Genomic DNA, 293 nt, shown 5'->3' with positions numbered 1-293 from the left:
CATAATTCTTTTATTTGCCATATCTGGCACCTCCTTTTTATGCCCGTATCCGGGCGATTTAGTTTTAAAATCTTGTGGTTTAGTACTATAGTTTTAGATAACTGACAGTGGCATGTCTCTGGTGATAAATAAGAAAAGAAAGTAGTACTACTGTCAGTGAAAAATAGTTATTGTACGATGCTGCTTTGTTTCAACTCTGGTTTGAAGTGTGATTATCTAACAGAATTTTTTTCGTTTTTTTTAAATTAGCTGTTGCATTGTCCTGACGGATATTCCGGTTATTGATACGGATG

The 293-nt window shown here is 34.5% G+C and carries 1 pseudogene; it reads right to left on the bottom strand.

What is annotated here, in order from left to right:
- Positions 1 to 190: 190 nt before the first annotated feature.
- A pseudogene (locus tag LJE12_RS20925) lies at positions 191 to 293 on the bottom strand (ATP-binding protein); the annotation flags it as partial.

The sequence above is a fragment of the Blautia sp. DFI.6.71 genome, assembly GCF_020593585.1.
GTDB classification, from domain to species: Bacteria; Bacillota; Clostridia; order Lachnospirales; family Lachnospiraceae; genus Blautia_A; species Blautia_A wexlerae.
Note: the sequence above shows the minus strand (reverse complement) of the source record. Positions and strands in the feature narration are given on the sequence as shown.